The sequence below is a fragment of the Caballeronia sp. LZ029 genome (assembly GCF_031451275.1).
GTDB classification, from domain to species: Bacteria; Pseudomonadota; Gammaproteobacteria; order Burkholderiales; family Burkholderiaceae; genus Caballeronia; species Caballeronia jiangsuensis.
Window position 1 is genome coordinate 2716386 of sequence record NZ_JARUXO010000001.1, and the last position, 15574, is coordinate 2731959.

Annotated in this window: 15 protein-coding genes; 11 read left to right on the forward strand and 4 right to left on the reverse strand. The window is 63.2% G+C overall.

What is annotated here, in order from left to right; genetic code table 11:
- Positions 1-21 precede the first annotated feature (21 nt).
- Positions 22-1194: a UbiH/UbiF family hydroxylase gene (locus QCE73_RS12750; RefSeq protein WP_309881505.1), complete on the reverse strand. Its 1173-nt coding sequence runs from the start codon at positions 1192-1194 to the stop codon at positions 22-24.
- 200 nt (positions 1195-1394) lie between these two features.
- Here QCE73_RS12750 and ychF point away from each other — a divergent pair, with 200 nt between their 5' ends.
- The 4 genes from ychF to QCE73_RS12770 all read left to right on the forward strand — a co-directional run bounded on the left by ychF (position 1395) and on the right by QCE73_RS12770 (position 6030).
- The gene (gene ychF, locus QCE73_RS12755; RefSeq protein ID WP_187609508.1) at positions 1395-2489 is read left to right on the forward strand and encodes a redox-regulated ATPase YchF; all 1095 of its coding nucleotides are present in this window, start codon (positions 1395-1397) and stop codon (positions 2487-2489) included.
- Between the two features lie 132 nt (positions 2490-2621).
- Positions 2622-2942 (forward strand): DUF3761 domain-containing protein, encoded by a 321-nt coding sequence (locus tag QCE73_RS12760; RefSeq protein WP_309881506.1) that lies wholly within the window; start codon positions 2622-2624, stop codon positions 2940-2942.
- A gap of 144 nt (positions 2943-3086) precedes the next feature.
- Positions 3087-4754, forward strand: a complete 1668-nt coding sequence (gene ettA, locus QCE73_RS12765) for an energy-dependent translational throttle protein EttA (RefSeq protein ID WP_187609507.1) — start codon at positions 3087-3089, stop codon at positions 4752-4754.
- 148 nt (positions 4755-4902) lie between these two features.
- Positions 4903-6030, forward strand: a complete 1128-nt coding sequence (locus QCE73_RS12770) for a DUF748 domain-containing protein (RefSeq protein WP_035509930.1) — start codon at positions 4903-4905, stop codon at positions 6028-6030.
- An 18-nt stretch (positions 6031-6048) separates the two neighbouring features.
- On the opposite strand, the gene QCE73_RS12775 is transcribed toward QCE73_RS12770, so the two are convergent.
- The 3 genes from QCE73_RS12775 to QCE73_RS12785 form a co-directional block, all read right to left on the reverse strand.
- A complete protein-coding gene (locus tag QCE73_RS12775) occupies positions 6049-6672 on the reverse strand; it encodes an HAD family phosphatase (protein ID WP_309881508.1) in 624 nt (207 codons plus the stop codon).
- Between the two features lie 24 nt (positions 6673-6696).
- Positions 6697-8484, reverse strand: a complete 1788-nt coding sequence (locus QCE73_RS12780; RefSeq protein WP_309882000.1) for an aminopeptidase P family protein — start codon at positions 8482-8484, stop codon at positions 6697-6699.
- A gap of 127 nt (positions 8485-8611) precedes the next feature.
- On the reverse strand, positions 8612-8884 hold the full coding sequence (locus QCE73_RS12785; protein ID WP_309881510.1) for a hypothetical protein: 273 nt from the start codon (positions 8882-8884) through the stop codon (positions 8612-8614).
- A 413-nt stretch (positions 8885-9297) separates the two neighbouring features.
- Between QCE73_RS12785 and QCE73_RS12790 the strand changes: the two genes are divergently transcribed.
- The 7 genes from QCE73_RS12790 (at position 9298) to QCE73_RS12820 (ending at position 15506) form a co-directional block, all read left to right on the forward strand.
- Positions 9298-10116 carry a galactosyltransferase-related protein gene (locus tag QCE73_RS12790; protein ID WP_309881512.1) on the forward strand — a complete coding sequence of 273 codons (819 nt, stop codon included), beginning with the start codon at positions 9298-9300 and terminating at the stop codon, positions 10114-10116.
- A gap of 190 nt (positions 10117-10306) precedes the next feature.
- Entirely contained in the window at positions 10307-11602 is a 1296-nt protein-coding gene (hemA, locus tag QCE73_RS12795; RefSeq protein WP_187609502.1) for a glutamyl-tRNA reductase, read from the forward strand.
- 100 nt (positions 11603-11702) lie between these two features.
- Positions 11703-12785, forward strand: a complete 1083-nt coding sequence (gene prfA, locus QCE73_RS12800) for a peptide chain release factor 1 (RefSeq protein ID WP_035509915.1) — start codon at positions 11703-11705, stop codon at positions 12783-12785.
- Positions 12782-13618 (forward strand): peptide chain release factor N(5)-glutamine methyltransferase, encoded by an 837-nt coding sequence (gene prmC / locus QCE73_RS12805; RefSeq protein ID WP_309881514.1) that lies wholly within the window; start codon positions 12782-12784, stop codon positions 13616-13618. Before prfA ends, prmC begins: the two co-directional genes overlap by 4 nt.
- 83 nt (positions 13619-13701) lie before the next feature.
- Positions 13702-14013 (forward strand): Grx4 family monothiol glutaredoxin, encoded by a 312-nt coding sequence (grxD, locus tag QCE73_RS12810; protein ID WP_035509911.1) that lies wholly within the window; start codon positions 13702-13704, stop codon positions 14011-14013.
- A gap of 10 nt (positions 14014-14023) precedes the next feature.
- Positions 14024-14626 (forward strand): UbiX family flavin prenyltransferase, encoded by a 603-nt coding sequence (locus tag QCE73_RS12815; RefSeq protein ID WP_309881515.1) that lies wholly within the window; start codon positions 14024-14026, stop codon positions 14624-14626.
- Between the two features lie 94 nt (positions 14627-14720).
- On the forward strand, positions 14721-15506 hold the full coding sequence (locus tag QCE73_RS12820; RefSeq protein ID WP_309881516.1) for a class III extradiol ring-cleavage dioxygenase: 786 nt from the start codon (positions 14721-14723) through the stop codon (positions 15504-15506).
- The last annotated feature ends 68 nt before the right edge of the window (positions 15507-15574 follow it).

Here is a 15574-nt window from a genome sequence, read left to right on the forward strand (position 1 = left end):
ATGGAGTATCGATAGACTGTTTCAACCAAGTGCCGCCGACACCAGCCAGCGCTTGATGAGCGGCTGCGCGCCGACGAACGCCATGCCCGTGTTGCGGACCGCGCGCGCGAGCGTGCCCGGCACGGAAAAGAGCCGCTGCAGGCCGTCGGTCGCGAACATGAGCTTCTGGATGTCTTCGCGGCGCGCGCGTTCGTAGCGGCGCAGCAGAATCGGATCGCCGAGATCGCGGAACGACTCCTTGTTTGCGATGACATCCGCGAGCGCGGCGACGTCGCGCAGGCCGAGGTTCATGCCCTGCCCCGCGAGCGGGTGAATCAGATGCGCGGCATCGCCGACGAGCGCGACGCGCGGCGCGATCAGCTTGTCGACGGTCTGCAGCCCGAGCGGAAAGCCCTGCGCGGGCGTCACGCAATCGAGCGCGCCGAGCATGTTTTGCGTCGCCTGTTCGACCTGAGCCGCGAGTTGGGCGGGATCGAGCGCGAGCAGTTCGTCGGCGTGTTCCGTGCGCGCCGACCACACGAGCGACACGTGATCGCCGGGCAACGGCAGCAGTGCGATGATTTCGGTATCGCGGAACCATTGATACGCGGTTTCGCCGTGCGGCCGCTCGGTCCGGAAATTGGCGACGACACCCGTTTGCCGGTAATCGCGACGATTCATCTTCGCGCCCATCTGCGCGCGCACCCAGGAATGCGCGCCATCCGCGCCGACGATCAGATCCGTTTCGAGCATTTCGCCGCTCGCGAGCGCGACATGCGCGGCGTCGGTTTCGATCGTCATGCCCTGCGCGCGCGATTCGAACCACGAGAGGCTCGGCTGGAAGCGCAACGCGGCATCGAGCGACTGTTCGATCAGCGACGATTCCACGATCCACGCGAGCTGCGGCACCGACGCCTGGAACGCCGAAAAGTGCAGTTCCGCGTGGGCATCGCCGAAAACACGCATGTCGAGCACCGGACCGAGACGCGAGCGATCGAGCGCCTGCCAGACGCGCAGCCGCTCCAGCAGCGCCTGCGAGCTGGAAGACAGCGCGTAGATGCGCGAATCGAACGCCGCGCCCGGCGGCAGGCCGGCGGCACGCGACGCAACGAGCGCGGTGCGCAGGCCGGATTGCGCGAGCGCGAGCGCGGCCGTCTTGCCGACGAGCCCGCCGCCGACGACGACAGCGTGAAATCTGAGGGGATGCGGAGTCATGCGGGCATTATAGCCGTGGGGTTCGAACGGGTTTGCGGGCCGAGGGCGGCGCTTGCGCGTGCCGGCGCGGCGGTACAATAGCGGTTTGCCCGGCCGTCTGACGCGGCCGCAGCGTGGCGGGCGGATCTCGCCCGCTCTTTGCGCACCATTTTTGACGAAACCCGCGCGGCCCGCGCCGTCTCACCAGTTCGAAGGATCCCATGAGCCTCCAATGCGGCATCGTCGGCTTGCCCAATGTCGGTAAGTCCACACTTTTCAATGCTTTGACCAAGGCGGGCATCGCCGCCGAGAACTATCCGTTCTGCACGATCGAGCCGAATGTCGGCGTGGTCGAAGTGCCGGACGCGCGTCTGAACGCGCTCGCCGAGATCGTGAAGCCCGAGCGCATCCTGCCGGCGGTGGTCGAGTTCGTCGATATCGCGGGGCTCGTTGCAGGTGCATCGAAGGGTGAAGGCCTCGGCAACCAGTTCCTCGCGAACATCCGCGAGACGGATGCGATCACGCATGTCGTGCGCTGCTTCGAGGACGAGAACGTGATCCACGTCGCGGGCAAGATCGACCCGATCGCGGATATCGAAGTCATCAACACCGAACTCGCGCTCGCCGATCTGGCGACGGTCGAAAAGGCATTCACGCGTTATTCGAAGGCGGCGAAGTCGGGCAACGACAAGGAAGCGGCGAAGCTCGTCGCCGTGCTCGAAAAGGTGCGCGCGCAACTGGATCAGGCGAAGCCGGTGCGCGGTCTCTCGCTGACCGACGAAGAGCAGTTGACCATCAAGCCGCTCTGCCTGATCACGTCGAAGCCGACGATGTACGTCGCGAACGTGAAGGACGACGGTTTCGAGAACAATCCGTATCTCGACGCGGTGCGCAAGCACGCGGAAGCGGAGAACGCGCCGGTGGTCGCGGTGTGCGCGGCGATCGAAGCGGAAATCGCCGATCTCGAAGATGCCGACAAGATCGAATTCCTGGCTGACATGGGCATGGACGAGCCGGGTTTGAACCGCGTGATTCGCGCGGGATTCAAGCTGCTTGGATTGCACACGTACTTCACGGCGGGCGTGAAGGAAGTGCGCGCGTGGACGATTCATATCGGCGATACGGCGCCGCAAGCCGCGGGCGCGATTCACACGGATTTCGAACGCGGCTTTATCCGCGCGCAGACGATTTCGTTCGATGACTACATCGCTTATAAGGGCGAGCAAGGTGCCAAAGAGGCTGGAAAGATGCGGGCGGAAGGGAAGGAGTACGTCGTGCATGACGGGGATGTCATGAACTTCCTGTTCAACGTGTAAAGCGTCAAGAACAGTCACAGCTGCTTGCCTCGCGAAGCGGAGTACCCGATAAAGGGACTCCGCTTTTTTCTTGCGCGGATGAGGCAGCGCAGCGATGCGCGATAAATAACAACAACGAGAGAGAACAAGAAGATGAAGCGACACGCATCGATACGCGTGCTGCGTGCGTTCGCGGTCACCGCGCTGATCGCGGCGAGCGTCGTTTGGACACCGGGCGCGTTCGCCTATCGCGGCAATCAATACCAGTATCAGCCGCAACCCGACGAATCCGACCTCGACAACCACGGCCACTACGTCAATCACGACGGCAACGTCATCCATTCACCCGCACACACGCGCTCTGGCACCGTCCCCGCGGGCGCAACGGCCCAATGCCGCGACGGCTCGTACAGCTTCAGCCAACACCACAGCGGCACATGCTCCCGCCACGGCGGCGTGGCGAGCTGGGAGTGACGGAAACGCACCGCGAAGTACAATGCCATTTGATCCCGCCCGCGCCAGGCGCAGCGGCGGGAACGCGCGAAGCCGCGCGACCGGACATCCTCGCGCGCCGACTCGGACGCGCCGCGTTCATACCCTCAATCAATCACGGACAACATGGCCCAATACGTCTTCACCATGAACCGCGTCGGCAAGATCGTCCCGCCGAAGCGTCAGATCCTGAAAGACATCTCCCTCTCGTTCTTCCCCGGCGCGAAAATCGGTCTGCTCGGCCTGAACGGTTCCGGCAAGTCGACGCTCATCCGGATCATGGCGGGCGTCGATAAGGACATCGAAGGCGAAGCCACACCGATGCCGAACCTGAACATCGGTTATCTGCCGCAGGAGCCGCAACTGGATCCGCAACAGACCGTGCGTCAGGCCGTCGAGGAAGGTCTCGGCGATGTCTTCCAGGCGCAAAAGAAGCTCGACGAAATCTACGCCGCCTACGCCGAGCCCGACGCCGACTTCGACGCGCTCGCCGCCGAACAGGCAAAGTACGAAGCGATTCTCTCGACGAGCGATGGCGGCAGCCCCGAACAACAGCTCGAAGTCGCCGCCGACGCGCTGCGCCTGCCGGCATGGGACGCCAAGATCGAACATCTGTCGGGCGGCGAAAAGCGCCGCGTCGCACTGTGCAAGCTGCTGCTGCAAAAGCCCGACATGCTGCTGCTCGACGAGCCGACCAACCACCTCGACGCCGAATCCGTCGAATGGCTGGAGCAGTTCCTCACGCGCTATCCGGGCACCGTCGTCGCGGTGACGCACGATCGCTACTTCCTCGATAACGCCGCCGAATGGATTCTCGAACTCGACCGCGGCCACGGCATTCCGTGGAAGGGCAACTATTCGAGCTGGCTCGACCAGAAGGAAGACCGCCTGAAGCAGGAAGAAGCGAGCGAATCCGCGCGCCAGAAGGCGATCAAGAAGGAACTCGAATGGGTGCGCCAGAACCCGAAGGGCCGTCAGGCGAAATCGAAGGCGCGTATCGCGCGTTTCGAGGAACTCAACAGCCAGGAATACCAGAAGCGCAACGAAACGCAGGAAATCTTCATTCCGGTCGGCGATCGACTGGGCAATGAAGTCATCGAGTTCAAGAACGTCAGCAAGGCCTACGGCGATCGTCTGCTCATCGACAATCTCAGCATGAAGATTCCGGCGGGCGCGATCGTCGGCATCATCGGGCCGAACGGCGCCGGCAAGTCGACGCTCTTTCGCATGCTGACCGGCAAGGAACAGCCGGATTCGGGCGAGATCGTCAAGGGACCGACCGTCAAGCTCGCCTATGTGGATCAAAGCCGCGACGCGCTCGCCGCCGATAAAACCGTGTTCGAGGAAATCTCCGGCGGCGCCGACGTGCTCACGGTCGGCAAGTACGAAACGCCGTCGCGCGCGTATATCGGCCGATTCAACTTCAAGGGTGGCGATCAGCAGAAGCTTGTCGGCAACCTGTCGGGCGGTGAACGCGGTCGTCTGCATCTGGCGAAGACGCTCATCGCCGGCGGCAACATGCTGCTGCTCGACGAACCGTCGAACGATCTCGACGTCGAAACGCTGCGCGCGCTCGAAGACGCGTTGCTTGAATTCGCCGGCTCGGTCATGGTGATCTCGCACGATCGCTGGTTCCTCGACCGCATCGCGACGCACATCCTCGCGTTCGAAGGCGATTCGCATGTCGAGTTCTTCGACGGCAACTACCAGGAATACGAAGCCGACAAGCGCACGCGCCTCGGCGAAGAAGCCGCGAAACCGAAGCGTCTGCGCTACAAGCCGATCACGCGTTGAGCGCGTCAAACATCTGATGATTTACCGCGCGCCAATGCGGGCGCGCGCACCGACGTCAGGTATAAAAGTGGCGACTGTGTAGGACGCAGTCGCCACTTTCATTTTCGAGCGGCACTTTCCGAAAAGCCGACACGGGAGACACACGAAGATGGCGGGATCGAGCGCGAGGCGGGGGGCGCTTTGGGCAATCGGAATCGTCGTGGCGCTCGCCGTCGTGGCGGTCGGCGGCTGGCTGATCGCCGTGCATCAGATCAAAGAGCGCATCATCGAGACGCTCGGCCCGAACGGTTCGGTGGAAGAAATCGACGTCGGCTTCGGTCACGTGACGCTCTCGCGCGTGCGCCTGCGCGGCCCGAAAGACTGGCCGGCGAGCGACGCCATGCGCGCCGAACGCATCGTGCTCGATATCGACATGCATTCGCTCATATCGAAGCCGATTCATCTGCGCAGCGTGAGCGTGGACAACTACTATCTGTCGATCGTCCGTTCCGCCGATGGCCGCGTGCGCATCCTGCCGGGCCTCAGGGAAACCGCGCAGGAAGCCAACGCCACGCCGGACAGCAAGGAGCGCGAGGAACATGCGCGCGAGGAAAAGCTCATCGATCGCGTGTCGTTCGAGCGTGGTTCGATGGAGTTCTTCGACGGCTCGGTGCAGAACCCGCCGTACCGCGTGCTGATCGGCGATGCGCGCGCCACGGTCGATCACATTCATCTGCCTGCCCTCACCGACCGCACCGAGCTTTCGATGACCGGCTCGATCAAAGGTCCGTCGCATACGGGCAATGTCACGTGGGCGGGCTGGATGGTCATCGCGAACAAGGATTCCCAGACGCGCGTGACATTGCGCAACGTCGATGTCGCGACGCTCGATCCGTATCTGCTCAAGAAGGCCGGCGCAAAGGCGGCGGTGACGGGCGGCACGATCGATTTGTCGATCGATGCGACCGTGAAGGATTACCGCATTCACGCGCCCGGCACGCTGACGCTGAATCACTTGCAGATCAGCGACGCGGGCAATCCGCTCGACACCTTCCTCTCGATTCCGACCAAAGCCGCGATCGCCGCGCTGAAGGACCGCAAGGAGCAAATCAAGCTCGATTTCGTGCTCGACGGCGATTTGCGCGATCCGAAGTTTTCGCTGAGTGAGAGTCTGTCGAAGAAGCTTGCGGCGGGCTTCGCGAAAGTCCTCGGCGTGAGCGCGGAAGGCGTCGCGCGGGGCGCGGGCGATACGGTGCGGGGAATCGGCAACGCGCTGAAGAATCTGCTGGGGCAGTAGCGCGTTGCGTTCGCGTTGTCAGATCGGCAGATTCAGCGCGCGCAGCTTCGTTTCCGTGTCCAGCGCGCCGGTGTAGTGAACGCCGTGCCAGCCGAGCGCGGTCGCGGCTTGCGCGTTCTTCAGATTGTCGTCGATGAACACGAGCTCTTCCGGTCGAATGCCCGGCAACTGCTTTTCGATTTCCACGCGCATCAGATGGAAAATCTGCGGATCGGGCTTCACGAGACCGACGCGCCCCGACACGACGATCTCACGAAACTTCCGCAGCACGTCGAAACGCTCCCACGCGTACGGAAAAGTTTCCGCCGACCAGTTCGTCAGGCCGAAGAGCGGAACGCCCGCCGCCTCCAGCCTGTCGACGAGCGCGACGCCCTCTTCCATCACGCCCGACACCATTTCCGGCCAGCGCGCATAGAACGCGCGGATCAGCGCTTCGTGCCCCGGATAGAGCGCGATCAATTCGGCCGTGCCTTCCTCGATCGTCTGGCCGCCGTCCTGCTGCACGACCCACTCCATCTTGCAGACGTTGTCGAGAAACCAGCGGCGCTCGGTATCGTCCGGAATCAGATGCCTGTAGAGATATTCGCGATTCCAGTCGATCAGCACGCCGCCGAAATCGAACACGACTGCCTTGATGGTCATCTCGCTGCGCTCCCGTGCTGTTCGTCAGATCGCCTTCGTCCGCGCTTCGAGCCACGCCAGCGCTTTCCCCGACACATGCGGCGACACGCGTGTGCGAACCGTCTCGTGATACGCGTTGAGCCACGCGCGTTCGTCTTCGCGCAACAGCGACAAGTCGATGCAGCGCGTATCGATCGGGCACAGCGTCAGCGTTTCGAATTCGAGGAAATCGCCGAACTCGGTCTTGGCGGCCGAGCGGTTCATCACGAGATTTTCGATGCGGATGCCCCATTTGCCCGGCCGATAGATCCCCGGCTCGATCGACGTGATCATTCCTTCTTCCATCGCAGTCCATGACTCGGCCGGCGCGTAGTGCGAGATCACCTGCGGGCCTTCGTGCACGTTCAGGAAATACCCGACGCCGTGTCCCGTGCCGTGACCGTAGTCCGCGCCCGCTTCCCAGATCGGCGCGCGGGCGATCGAATCGAGCATCGGCGAACGGATGCCGCGCGGAAAGCGCGCGCGCGAAAGCGCCATCGTGCCCTTTAGCACGACGGTGAAATCGCGCTTGTGCTCTGCGCTGAGTTCGCCGATCGGCACGACGCGTGTGATGTCCGTCGTTCCGCTCAGATACTGGCCGCCCGAATCGATCAGCAGCAGGCCGTTGCCTTCGATCACCGCATGCGAGGCCTCGGTCGCGCGGTAATGCGGCATCGCGCCGTTGGCGTTGAAGCCCGCGATCGTGCCGAAACTCAGCGTGACGAAACCCGGACGGCGCGCGCGGGCGGCGGTCAGTTTCTCGTCGATGGTCAATTCCGTGATGCGTTCGCGGCCGAGCGCATCCTCGAACCACGCGAAGAATTCGGCGAGCGCGGCGCCGTCCTGTTCCATCGTCGCCCGGATGTGCTCCGCTTCCGCCGCGGTCTTGCGCGATTTGGCGAACGTCGACGGATTTACAGCCTCGACGATCGTCACCGTCGCGGGCACTTGCTCCAGCAGGCCGTGCGTGATGCGGCGCGGGTCGATCAGGAGTGTCGCGCCCGCCGGCAACGAAGCGAGCGATTCGGGCGCTGCGGGATACGGCGCGACGCGCACGTTATCGCGCGCGAGCGAAGCGACGAGCGCGGCAGGAACCTTGCCGTCGGCGACGAAGATCGTCGCGTCATCGAGACCGATCAGCGCGTGCGCGACGAACACCGGGTTGTAGCTCACATCGCCGCCGCGCAGATTGAAGATCCACGCGAGATCGTCGAGCGTGGAAACGAAGTGCCATTGCGCGCCTTTCGCGTGCATCGTGGCGCGCACTTGCGCGAGTTTGTCCACGCGGGAGACGCTCGCGTGCGGCGCGGCGTGCTCGTAGACGACCGCCTCCGGCAAACCAGGACGCGCGGGCCACACCGAATCCAGCAGATCGAGATCGGTGCGCAGCACGATGCCGCGCGCGGTCAGCGCTTCGGACAACGCGCGCGCCGCCGCGACGCCGAGCACGGTGCCATCGACCGCGACGGTCGCGCCCGAAGGTACTTGTTCCGCGAGCCATTCGATGTGCGGCGCGGTCTGCTGGCCGCCCATCATCTTCATGAGCGCGATGCCGGTGCCGGCGAGTTGAGCTTCGGCCTGCGTCCAGTAGCGGCTGTCGACCCAGACGCCCGCGAAATCCGCCGTCACTACGAGCGTGCCGACCGATCCGGTGAAGCCCGACAGCCATTGACGTCCCTGCCAGCGCTCCGGCAGATATTCGGAAAGATGCGGATCGGCCGACGGAATGAGCACGGCGGCGAGCTTTTCGAGCGCCATCTGGCCGCGCAACGACTCGATGCGTCTCGCGAACATGGCGGGCTCTGGAATGGCTGAATCTGCAATGCGATCGTTCATGAAGTCACCTGCTTGAAAGCCCGCGTAGGGCGCGAAGAGCACGGCGCGCGGCGAGGATCACCCGTCGCACGTCAGAAAAATTGGATCAGCGGCGCGCCGCCAGTCCGACGGTCATCGTCACGACGAAGAGCGCGAACACGGCGCACGCCAGCCATTCGAGCGTATCGCCGTCGTGATAAACGTCGACGATATTGCCCAGCATGCGCGCGACGACCGTCGCCAGTATGCCAGCGCCGATGGCCGTCCAGATGCGTCCCGCCGGACCGGGCGCGCCGCGTCCCGCACGCCGCAGCGGATGCAGCCACCAGCCCGCCGCGCCGATCACCGCGCCGAGAAAAATCAGTCCGATCCAGCCCATCAGCAGCGATGCTCCGCTGGAATCGATCTCGGAAGTGAAGCGTCTCGGATAACAGGCATGGTTCGGGAATTCTCGGCGGATGCAGCGGTTGAGTTTAGGGGCCGGACATAGCCAGCGCAAGGCTCTGGAGTCGGCCGGACGCAGGGCACGCGTGCGTATCGCGCGACTCAGGGAACATTGGACGGCCCATTTTTCATTCGATACACCTCTATGAATTTTCTGAGTTTTTTCGATTTGACCGAATGCTATGATTTGATTTACATGGCGCTCGCATTAACTCAGAATATTCCGATTTAAATGCGCTGAAAGCGGACTTCAGTTTCGAGTTGCGCTCGAGACACGAATCCGATTTACGAATTTAATTACTCGATCGCCGAAACAGCAGCATTGCGATTTTCAAAGGTATTCATTTCATGGCGGAAACCAATCTGATTTCCCTGCGCGGCCTCGAGCTGATCATCACGTATCGCGGCGCTAGCCAGGACAGGCGCGACAACCTGCGCGGCGTCCTGCATCACTTGAACCGCACCTACTCGGATTATCAGATCTGGTTGCTCGAGGCAGACGCCACGCCCACGTTCAACTGGGCCGAACTCGGCGACCCGAAGATCAGGCATGTGTTCGTGCACGATACGGGCCCGTTCCCGAAGGCGCGACTGGTTAATCTCGGCGCGCTCATGGCAAAGAGCTCGATTATCTGCATGCACGATGCCGATATGATCGCGAACCCGCATTACATGAGAGGTGCGATAAACGCGCTGATGGACCATGACAACAGCGATGCGCTGTGTCCTTTCACACGCGTATTGAATGTTTCTGGCAATCGGCGACAATCGTTTATCGAATCGGGTGAATTCGACGAATTCGCACCGTTTTTAACGAGCGATTTGCCGGACGAAATGAGCGTGCTGTACGTGAGTACGCCGGGTGCGATCAATTTCTTCAAGCGCACTGAATTCATTCGCGTCGGCGGGCTGGATCCTGGCTTCGTCGGCTGGGGCGGCGAAGACGACGAACTGATCCTCCGCGCCGCGCGACTCGGCGTGCGTTGGCATTCGTTCTCGGATCCCGAGGCGACGCTGTTTCACCTCAATCACGATTCCGCCTCGCGTGCTCAGCTCCTTGAAGAGGAGCTCACCGCCAAAAACCGGCAGATGGCGCTTCGCACTCGCGAGATTCCCATCGAAGAACTCGAAGCGCGCGCGGCCGAACTGGCAGCGTATTTCCGCTGAGCCGCATGCCGCGGCGTTCTGTCACACTCGTCCTGCAGCGGACGTTCATCGCCCGCTGTGTGGGCGCGGGCGGCATTTGGCGGTGGTCGCGCCCCAAATGCCACCTATAAATGAAGAAATACGCAAAAGGCTATAATATTGGGCTATCTGAAAGGCCATCGGCTTAGGCCCAAAGCATCAGCTCAAAACAATGCAGCTCCTCACGATCGGAATCAACCACCACACTGCGCCTGTCGCCCTGCGCGAACGCGTGGCGTTTCCGCTCGAACAGCTCAAGCCCGCGCTGGGCGCGCTGAAGGACATCTGGCTCGGACCGCTCGCGAAGGCATCGCCCGAAGCGGCCATCCTCTCGACCTGCAACCGCACCGAACTCTACTGCGCCACTGACGACGCCGCCGCTCGCGAAGCCGCGATCCAGTGGCTCTCGAAGTATCACAGCATCCCCGTTCCCGAACTCGCGCCGCACGTCTATGCGCTGCCGCAGTCGGAAGCCGTGCGCCACGCGTTTCGCGTCGCATCGGGGCTCGATTCGATGGTGCTCGGCGAAACGCAAATCGTCGGACAAATGAAGGATGCCGTGCGCACGGCGTCCGAAGCCGGCGCGCTCGGCACGTATCTCAATCAGTTGTTCCAGCGCACGTTCGCGGTCGCGAAGGAAGTGCGCACGACGACGGAAATCGGCGCGCAGTCGGTGTCGATGGCCGCCGCTGCTGTGCGTCTCGCGCAGCGCATCTTCGAGAACATTTCGAGCCAGCGTGTGCTGTTCATCGGCGCGGGCGAAATGATCGAGTTGTGCGCGACGCACTTCGCCGCGCAGAATCCGCGCGAGCTGGTCGTCGCGAATCGCACGGCGGAGCGCGGCGAAAAGCTCGCCGGACGCTTCAATGGCCGCGCGATCCCGCTTTCCGAACTGCCCGCGCGCATGCACGAGTTCGACATCATCGTGTCGTGCACAGCGTCGACGCTGCCGATCATCGGTCTCGGCGCGGTCGAGCGTGCAGTGCGCGCGCGCCGCCATCGGCCGATTTTTATGGTCGATCTCGCCGTGCCGCGCGATATCGAGCCGGAAGTCGGCAATCTGCACGACGTCTTCCTCTACACCGTCGACGATCTCGGCGCGATCGTGCGCGAAGGCAACGCGTCGCGTCAGGCGGCGGTCGCGCAGGCCGAGGCGATCATCGAGACGCGTGTCGCGAATTTCATGCAGTGGCTCGATGCGCGCAGCATCGTGCCCGTCATCCGCCACATGCACACGCAGGCGGACACGCTGCGCCGCGCCGAACTCGAGCGCGCGCGCAAGATGCTCGCGCGTGGCGACGATCCCGCCGCCGTGCTCGAAGCGCTGTCGCAATCGCTCACGAACAAGCTGATCCACGGCCCGACGCACGCGCTCAACCGCGCGAGCCGTGAGGAGCGCGACCAGCTCATCGACCTGATGAGCGGTTTCTACCGCCACGGTCCGTCGTCCGATTCGTCGGAACGTTAGCGGCCTTCTCTTTGCTATTCTCAAATGCTCCGCGCGGCTAGCTAGCGCGGCGCTCCCCGATCGCAGTATTTCCTGGCGCTGACCGCGCCGATTCCGCCCGATGAAAACGAGCATGCAAAGCAAGCTCGACCAGCTTGCAAGACGGCAGGTCGATCTCAACGAATTGTTGAGCCGCGAAGACGTGACGGCCGACATGGACCAGTATCGCAAGCTCACGCGCGAGCACGCGGAAATCAGCCCGATCGTCGATCAATACGCGCTCTGGCGTCAGGCGCTCACCGACGAAGCCACCGCGCAGGAACTACTCTCCGATCCGTCGATGCGCGATTTCGCCGAAGAGGAAATCGGCGAGGCGCGCGAGCGCATGGTGAAGATCGAAGGCGACTTGCAGATGATGCTCTTGCCGAAGGATCCGAACGATGACCGCAACATCTTCATCGAAATCCGCGCGGGCACGGGCGGCGACGAATCCGCGCTGTTCGCGGGCGATTTGCTGCGCATGTATCTTCGTTACGCGGAACGCAACCGCTGGACCGCCGAAACAATGTCGGAGAGCGTGTCGGATCTCGGCGGCTACAAGGAAGTGATCGTGCGCATCGCGGGGCAAGGCGCGTACTCGCGGCTCAAGTTCGAATCGGGCGGGCATCGCGTGCAGCGCGTCCCGGCGACGGAAACGCAAGGGCGCATCCACACGTCCGCGTGCACGGTCGCGGTGATGCCGGAAGCCGATGAAATCAGCGAAGTGGTCATCAATCCGGCCGATTTGCGTATCGACACGTTCCGCGCGTCGGGAGCGGGCGGGCAGCACATCAACAAGACCGATTCCGCCGTGCGCGTCACGCACTTGCCGACGGGCATCGTCGTCGAGTGTCAGGACGACCGCTCGCAGCACAAGAACAAGGATCGCGCGCTGAAGGTGCTCGCCGCGCGCATCAAGGACAAGCAGTATCACGAGCAGCATGCGAAGGAAGCAGCGACGCGCAAGAGCCTGATCGGCTCGGGCGACCGATCGGAGCGCATCCGCACGTACAACTTCCCGCAAGGGCGCATGACGGATCACCGCATCAACCTGACGCTCTACAAGCTCGAATACATCATGGACGGCGATCTCGATGAAATGATCGCCTCGCTCGTTTCGGAGCATCAGGCCGAATTGCTCGCCGCGCTCGGGGAAACCGAGTGAGCACAGCGGCCGATTTGCTGTGCACTGCCGGACTGCCGCTACTCGAAGCGCGCATTCTGCTGATGCACGTGCTCGGCTGGCGGCGCACCGAGCTCATCACGCGTGATCGTGAATCGCTCGATCCGGACGCGGTCGCGCGTTTCGAAGCGCTCGCAAAGCGGCGTTCGAACGGCGAGCCCATCGCGCAATTGACCGGCAAGCGCGAATTCTTCGGTCTCGAATTCGACGTGACGCCGGACGTGCTGATCCCGCGTCCGGAAACCGAATTGCTCGTGGAACTCGCGCTCGAATCCATCGCTGATGTGCCGAACCCGCGCGTGCTCGATCTCGGCACCGGGACCGGCGCGATCGTGATTTCGATCGCTCATGCCCGGCCCGATACGCGCGTATGGGCCGTCGACCGATCGCGCGCCGCGCTCGATGTCGCACGCGGCAACGCGCACGCGTTGCTCGATGCGACGCGCGCGGGTGGCCCGGTCACCTTCGTCGAAAGCGACTGGGCCGCGAATATCGATCCGTCGCTGCTCTTCGAGACGATCGTCAGCAACCCGCCGTATATCGCGAGCGACGATCCGCATCTCGCGCAAGGCGACTTGCGCTTCGAGCCGCGCGGCGCACTCACCGACGACGCCGACGGTTTGTCCGCGATCCGCACGATCATCGGGGCCGCGCCCTTTCTGCTCACGTCGAACGGCGCCTTGTGGCTGGAGCACGGCTACGATCAGGCGGAATCCGTACGCGAGCTGCTAAAGGCACGCGGCTTCACCAGCGTCCGCTCGATGCGCGATCTCGCCGGCATCGAGCGTTGCTCCGGCGGTCTTTTCACGGCCTGAGCGTCTGGCCGACGTCAGCCCGCGAAACCGAAATCCGCTATCATTTCAGCATCAATCCACCGACTTCAAAGCGCAGGAACGCCATGGACACGCAAGAACGCATCAAGCAGATCGTCGATCAAAACCCGGTCGTCCTTTTCATGAAGGGCACGGCGCAATTCCCGATGTGCGGTTTCTCCGGCCGCGCGATCCAGGTGCTGAAGGCATGCGGCGCCGATCAGATCATGACCGTGAACGTGCTCGAAGACGACGCGATCCGCCAGGGCATCAAGGAATTCTCCAACTGGCCGACCATTCCGCAGCTCTACGTGAAGGGCGAGTTCATCGGCGGCTCGGACATCATGATGGAGATGTATCAATCGGGCGAACTGCAGCAGCTCTTCGCCGCAGCCTGACCTTCCGCAAGTGAGCGCGCCCGACGCCGAAAAGCGACGGCTCATCGTCGCGATTACCGGCGCAACGGGCGCCATCTACGGCGTACGTCTGCTAGAGACGCTGCGCAAGCTCGGCGGCGTCGAAACGCATTTGCTCGTTTCCAGCGCCGGCTGGCTGAATATCCAACACGAACTCAATCTCGACAAGGCCGCGGTTCACGCGCTCGCCGATGTCGTCCATAGCGTGCGCGATGTCGGCGCAACTATCGCATCGGGTTCCTTCGCGACCGGCGGCATGATCGTCGCGCCGTGTTCGATGCGCACGCTCGCGAGCATCGCGCACGGTCTTTCCGACAATCTCATCACCCGCGCCGCCGATGTCGTGCTGAAAGAGCGTCGCCGCCTCGTGCTGCTCGTGCGCGAGACGCCGCTCAATCTCGCGCATCTGCGCAACATGACGGCCGTCACCGAAATGGGCGGCGTGATCTTTCCGCCCTTGCCCGCGTTCTATCAAAAACCCGCGACCATCGACGAAATGGTGGATCACACGGTCGCGCGGGTCATCGATCTGTTCGGCTTCGGGCAGCCAGTCGCGCCCGCCTGGCGAGGCCTGCGAGACGAAGCATCGGATTAACAACGGCGGCGACACAATTCGTTGCCATTCGAGCCATTTATCAACAAGGCCAGCGGCCCTACATTGACGTCAGACCCCACAGGAATTTGCCGCCATGAGCCGACTGCCCACCGTTTTCATTTCCCACGGCGCACCGACGTTGCCGATCGATCCGTTGATGCCGTCCGCCGAATTCGCTTCGCTCGGACAAACGCTGCCGCGCCCGCGCGCCATTCTGATGCTGTCCGCCCATTGGGGCACCGCGCAGCCGGTGGCCAGCACGGCCGAACGCCCGGAAACGATCCACGATTTCTATGGCTTTCCGCGCGCGCTTTACGAACTGCGCTATCCGGCGCCCGGCGCGCCCGAACTGGCGAAACACGCCGCCGCGCTGCTCGGCAAGCAAGACATTCCGGCGACGACCGCGGATCGCGGGCTCGATCACGGCGCCTGGGTGCCGATGCTCCTGATGTTTCCGGATGCCGACGTCCCGGTTGCGCAGCTATCGATTCAGCCGCATCGCGACGCAGCGCATCATTTCCGCATCGGCCGGGCGTTGCGCGATTTGCGCGATGACGGCGTGATGATCGTCGGTTCCGGCCAGATCACGCACAATCTGCGCATGGCCGATTTCAGCGCGCGTCCGGAAGATGCCGATCCGCGCGTCGTAGAGTTCACCGACTGGTTCGAAAGCCGCACGGCCGCACGCGATATCGACGCCCTGCTCGACTATCGCGCCCGCGCGCCGCACGCCGCGCTGATGCATCCGACCGACGAGCATCTGCTGCCCGTGTTCAGCGCGCTCGGCGCGGCGGCGGATGATTATCGGCTCGGCATCCAGTCGCTCGGCACATTCCAGCGCGCACTCGCGATGACCAACTACGTCTTCACCGACGATTGATCTCGAATCTGCGCTGAAATGAAAAAACCCGCCTGATCGCTCGGGCGGGTTTTGTCGTGAAGCGGAGG